Here is a 5728-nt window from a genome sequence, read left to right as displayed (position 1 = left end):
ACTGTGGCATAATGCGCGCCCTTGACGAGATAACACCCTGGTCAAGGTTGGCAGGACAGCAGTATTTTCAGATGGAATTGTTGGCGATGAGCTGGCAAAGAAAGTGAAAAAAAGTGCTTGCCAGATTGCTTGAAACGCGTATAATACGCGGCCTCTTAGCCACGAAGGCTGAGGCGGAAAAGTTCTTTAAAAGACAGAGATTAAGTAATAGAGGTGGGTGCTTGCCGAGGTATTTTTGCGCAATCGTAAAGATATCAAAGGGAAGCAACCGCGTTAATTATCAGCCCTCCCAAGGGTTGATGATTTAAGTCAATAGACAGTAGTTGTAAACTTTGAGCATGATTTTAACTTGAGTGAATTGTCGGTTAAGTAGTACGGCGAGTAAGCTTGAGTGTAAAACCTTAAACTGAAGAGTTTGATCATGGCTCAGATTGAACGCTGGCGGCAGGCTTAACACATGCAAGTCGAGCGGAAACGATGGGAGCTTGCTCCCAGGCGTCGAGCGGCGGACGGGTGAGTAACGCGTAGGAATCTGCCTGGTAGTGGGGGATAGCTCGGGGAAACTCGAATTAATACCGCATACGCCCTACGGGGGAAAGCAGGGGATCTTCGGACCTTGCGCTATCAGATGAGCCTGCGTCGGATTAGCTAGTTGGTGGGGTAAAGGCCCACCAAGGCGACGATCCGTAACTGGTCTGAGAGGATGATCAGTCACACCGGAACTGAGACACGGTCCGGACTCCTACGGGAGGCAGCAGTGGGGAATATTGGACAATGGGGGCAACCCTGATCCAGCCATGCCGCGTGTGTGAAGAAGGCCTTCGGGTTGTAAAGCACTTTAAGCAGGGAGGAAAGGGGCAAGACTAATAATCTTGTCAGTTGACGTTACCTGCAGAATAAGCACCGGCTAACTTCGTGCCAGCAGCCGCGGTAATACGAAGGGTGCAAGCGTTAATCGGAATTACTGGGCGTAAAGCGCGCGTAGGCGGTTTGGTTAGTTGGATGTGAAAGCCCAGGGCTCAACCTTGGAACTGCATCCAATACTGCCAGGCTAGAGTACGGGAGAGGGGGGTAGAATTCCACGTGTAGCGGTGAAATGCGTAGAGATGTGGAGGAATACCGGTGGCGAAGGCGGCCCCCTGGATCGATACTGACGCTGAGGTGCGAAAGCGTGGGGAGCAAACAGGATTAGATACCCTGGTAGTCCACGCCGTAAACGATGTCAACTAGCCGTTGGGAGCGTAATGCTCTGAGTGGCGCAGCTAACGCACTAAGTTGACCGCCTGGGGAGTACGGTCGCAAGATTAAAACTCAAATGAATTGACGGGGGCCCGCACAAGCGGTGGAGCATGTGGTTTAATTCGACGCAACGCGAAGAACCTTACCTGGTCTTGACATCCCAAGAACTTTCCAGAGATGGATTGGTGCCTTCGGGAACTTGGAGACAGGTGCTGCATGGCTGTCGTCAGCTCGTGTCGTGAGATGTTGGGTTAAGTCCCGTAACGAGCGCAACCCTTGTCCTTATTTGCCATCATTTAGTTGGGCACTCTAAGGAGACTGCCGGTGACAAACCGGAGGAAGGTGGGGACGACGTCAAGTCATCATGGCCCTTACGACCAGGGCTACACACGTGCTACAATGGTTCGTACAAAGGGTTGCCAAGCCGCGAGGTGGAGCTAATCCCATAAAACGAATCGTAGTCCGGATCGGAGTCTGCAACTCGACTCCGTGAAGTCGGAATCGCTAGTAATCGTAAATCAGAATGTTACGGTGAATACGTTCCCGGGCCTTGTACACACCGCCCGTCACACCATGGGAGTGGGTTGCAAAAGAAGTGGGTAGCATAACCTTCGGGAGTGCGCTCACCACTTTGTGATTCATGACTGGGGTGAAGTCGTAACAAGGTAGCCGTAGGGGAACCTGCGGCTGGATCACCTCCTTAAACAGATAGCACTTAGATGCTTCGGACAAGTGCTCACCTCTATTACTTAATCCTGACCTTTTTTAAGAACCCAGGGTCGTTGCTCCAGCAGTGGCTGACCTGAGACGGATTCGGGTCTGTAGCTCAGTTGGTTAGAGCGCACCCCTGATAAGGGTGAGGTCGGCCGTTCAAATCGGCCCAGACCCACCATATTAATGAGTTTGGTTTACAGTAATGTGACCAATCATTGATAGTCCCCTGGATCCTGTAGATTCAGGTACTGTTCTTTAACAATCGATGAATGAAGACAATTTATAGACGATACAGTTGATACTGTTTATTGCAGAGACGATCTGTGATGAGCGTTTTAGTATTGATTGTATGGTTGATAAAGTGTTTATTGCTGAATTAAATTTATACAAGCGCAAACTATTCTGTACGATCGAAGGCGAGTTTGTCTGTGTGGCTGAAGATGTAAGAGTCTGAGGTTATATGGTCAAGCAATTAAGCGTACGTGGTGGATGCCTTGGCAGCCAGAGGCGATGAAGGACGTGGTAGGCAGCGAAATGCTTCGGGGAGCCGTCAAACAGGCTTTGATCCGGAGATGTCCGAATGGGGAAACCCGGCCCACTTGTGGGTCATCCATAACTGAATACATAGGTTATGGAGGCGAACGCGGGGAACTGAAACATCTCAGTACCTGCAGGAAAAGAAATCAATTGAGATTCCCTAAGTAGCGGTGAGCGAACGGGGATTAGCCCTTAAGTTAGATCAGTGTTAGTGGAACGGTCTGGAAAGTCCGGCGACAGTGGGTGATAGCCCCGTACACGAAAATGCTGTTTTAATGAAAACGAGTAGGTCGAAACACGTGTAATTTTGACTGAATATGGGGGGACCATCCTCCAAGGCTAAATACTCCTGGCTGACCGATAGTGAACTAGTACCGTGAGGGAAAGGCGAAAAGAACCCCGGTGAGGGGAGTGAAATAGACCCTGAAACCGCGTACGTACAAGCAGTAGGAGCAGACTTGTTCTGTGACTGCGTACCTTTTGTATAATGGGTCAGCGAGTTAATGTCAGTAGCAAGGTTAACCGTATAGGGGAGCCGTAGGGAAACCGAGTCTTAACTGGGCGAAATAGTTGCTGGCATTAGACCCGAAACCGGGCGATCTACCCATGGCCAGGTTGAAGGTGCCGTAACAGGCACTGGAGGACCGAACCGTAATCTGTTGAAAAAGATTCGGATGAGCTGTGGGTCGGAGTGAAAGGCTAATCAAGCCCGGAGATAGCTGGTTCTCCTCGAAATCTATTTAGGTAGAGCCTCGTGGAATTGACTGCTGGGGGTAGAGCACTGTGTCGGCTAGGGGGTCATCCCGACTTACCAACCCGATGCAAACTCCGAATACCAGTAAGTTTTATCACGGGAGACAGACGGCGGGTGCTAACGTCAGTCGTCAAGAGGGAAACAACCCAGACCGCCAGCTAAGGTCCCAAATATCAGTTAAGTGGGAAACGATGTGGGAAGGCTTAGACAGCTAGGAGGTTGGCTTAGAAGCAGCCATCCTTTAAAGAAAGCGTAATAGCTCACTAGTCGAGTCGGCCTGCGCGGAAGATATAACGGGGCTCAAACTGATAACCGAAGCTGCGGATGTGTGCTTAGGCACATATGGTAGAGGAGCGTTGTGTAGGCCGTTGAAGGTGAATCGAGAGGTTTGCTGGAGGTATCACAAGTGCGAATGCTGACATGAGTAACGATAAGAGGGGTGAAAAACCCCTCCGCCGGAAGATCAAGGTTTCCTGTCCAACGTTAATCGGGACAGGGTGAGTCGGCCCCTAAGGCGAGACCGAAAGGTGTAGTCGATGGGAAATCGGTTAAAATTCCGATACCGGCTGTTATTGCGATGGAGTGACGGAGAAGGCTAGGCCAGCGCGGCGTTGGTAGTCCGCGTTTAAGGTTGTAGGCTGGTGACTTAGGTAAATCCGGGTTGCTAAGGCCGAGAACTGATGACGATCTTACTTTTTAGTGAGAGAAGTGGTTGATGCCATGCTTCCAGGAAAACCTTCTAAGCTTCAGATAACAGACGACCGTACTGTAAACCGACACAGGTGATCAGGTAGAGAATACCAAGGCGCTTGAGAGAACTTGGGTGAAGGAACTAGGCAAAATGGTACCGTAACTTCGGGAGAAGGTACGCTCTTTTTGGTGAAGCATTTACTGCGTAAGCTGAGGAGAGTCGAAGTGACCAGGCCGCTGCAACTGTTTATTAAAAACACAGCACTCTGCAAACTCGTAAGAGGAAGTATAGGGTGTGACGCCTGCCCGGTGCCGGAAGGTTAATTGATGGGGTTAGCTTAGGCGAAGCTCTTGATCGAAGCCCCGGTAAACGGCGGCCGTAACTATAACGGTCCTAAGGTAGCGAAATTCCTTGTCGGGTAAGTTCCGACCTGCACGAATGGCGTAATGATGGCGGCGCTGTCTCCACCCAAGACTCAGTGAAATTGAAATCGCTGTTAAGATGCAGTGTACCCGCGGCTAGACGGAAAGACCCCGTGAACCTTTACTATAGCTTCACACTGGACTTTGACACTATCTGTGTAGGATAGGTGGGAGACTTTGAAGCGGCAGCGCTAGCTGTCGTGGAGTCATCCTTGAAATACCACCCTGGTATTGTTGAGGTTCTAACTCAGTCCCTGAAACGGGGACGAGGACCGTGTGTGGTGGGTAGTTTGACTGGGGCGGTCTCCTCCCAAAGAGTAACGGAGGAGCACGAAGGTACCCTAAGAGCGGTCGGAAATCGCTCATTTAGTGTAATGGCATAAGGGTGCTTGACTGCGAGAGCGACGGCTCGAGCAGGTACGAAAGTAGGTCATAGTGATCCGGTGGTTCTGAATGGAAGGGCCATCGCTCAACGGATAAAAGGTACTCCGGGGATAACAGGCTGATACCGCCCAAGAGTTCACATCGACGGCGGTGTTTGGCACCTCGATGTCGGCTCATCACATCCTGGGGCTGAAGCCGGTCCCAAGGGTATGGCTGTTCGCCATTTAAAGTGGTACGCGAGCTGGGTTTAGAACGTCGTGAGACAGTTCGGTCCCTATCTGCCGTGGGCGTTGGAGATTTGAGAGGAGCTGCTCCTAGTACGAGAGGACCGGAGTGGACGAACCTCTGGTGTTCGGGTTGTCACGCCAGTGGCATTGCCCGGTAGCTACGTTCGGACAGGATAACCGCTGAAAGCATCTAAGCGGGAAGCCCCCCTCAAGACGAGATCTCCCTGGGGATTTAATCCCCCTAAAGTGCCGTTGAAGACCACGACGTTGATAGGCTGGGTGTGTAAGTGCAGTGATGCATTGAGCTAACCAGTACTAATTGCACGTGAGGCTTGACCATATAATCGCAGGTTTTTGCATCCATCAAGATGTAAGCAACCGGTTATATGAGACAAACAGCTTTGATTGATACAGATAGAGCTTGTATAAAGCGCTGTGCTAGTGAGTCTAAAGACGCTAGAGAGCCGATTCAGCAAAAACAGAACACAATCTTCATTCATCAGATTGTCAAAGGGTAAACGATGGCATGCTGACAACAGCGCATGTGCATCAACGGTTTGCCTGACGACCATAGCGAGTATGAACCACCTGATCCCATCCCGAACTCAGAAGTGAAAGTACTCAGCGCCGATGGTAGTGTGGGGTCTCCCCATGTGAGAGTAGGACATCGTCAGGCATTAATAAGCGAAAAAGGGCCACCCCATGCGGGGTGGCCCTTTTTTTTTGTTCGCCGATTGACGATGTCCTACGGGAGAGTAGG

General features: G+C 50.8%; 1 tRNA gene and 3 rRNA genes. All 4 read left to right on the top strand.

The features are described from left to right. Positions 1 to 403: 403 nt before the first annotated feature. Positions 404 to 1942 (top strand): 16S ribosomal RNA (locus tag PHACT_RS15890). A 112-nt stretch (positions 1943 to 2054) separates the two neighbouring features. Next, a tRNA-Ile gene (locus PHACT_RS15885) sits at positions 2055 to 2131 on the top strand. A 284-nt stretch (positions 2132 to 2415) separates the two neighbouring features. Next, a 23S ribosomal RNA gene (locus PHACT_RS15880) occupies positions 2416 to 5308 on the top strand. 220 nt (positions 5309 to 5528) lie between these two features. Then, positions 5529 to 5644, top strand: a 5S ribosomal RNA gene (gene rrf / locus PHACT_RS15875). The 16S, 23S and 5S rRNA genes sit together here with 1 tRNA gene alongside, the layout of an rRNA operon. Positions 5645 to 5728: the final 84 nt, after the last annotated feature.

Origin of the sequence: Pseudohongiella acticola (genome assembly GCF_001758195.1) — a bacterium.
Taxonomy (GTDB): domain Bacteria; phylum Pseudomonadota; class Gammaproteobacteria; order Pseudomonadales; family Pseudohongiellaceae; genus Pseudohongiella; species Pseudohongiella acticola.
This window is presented reverse-complemented; position numbering and strand designations above follow the sequence as displayed.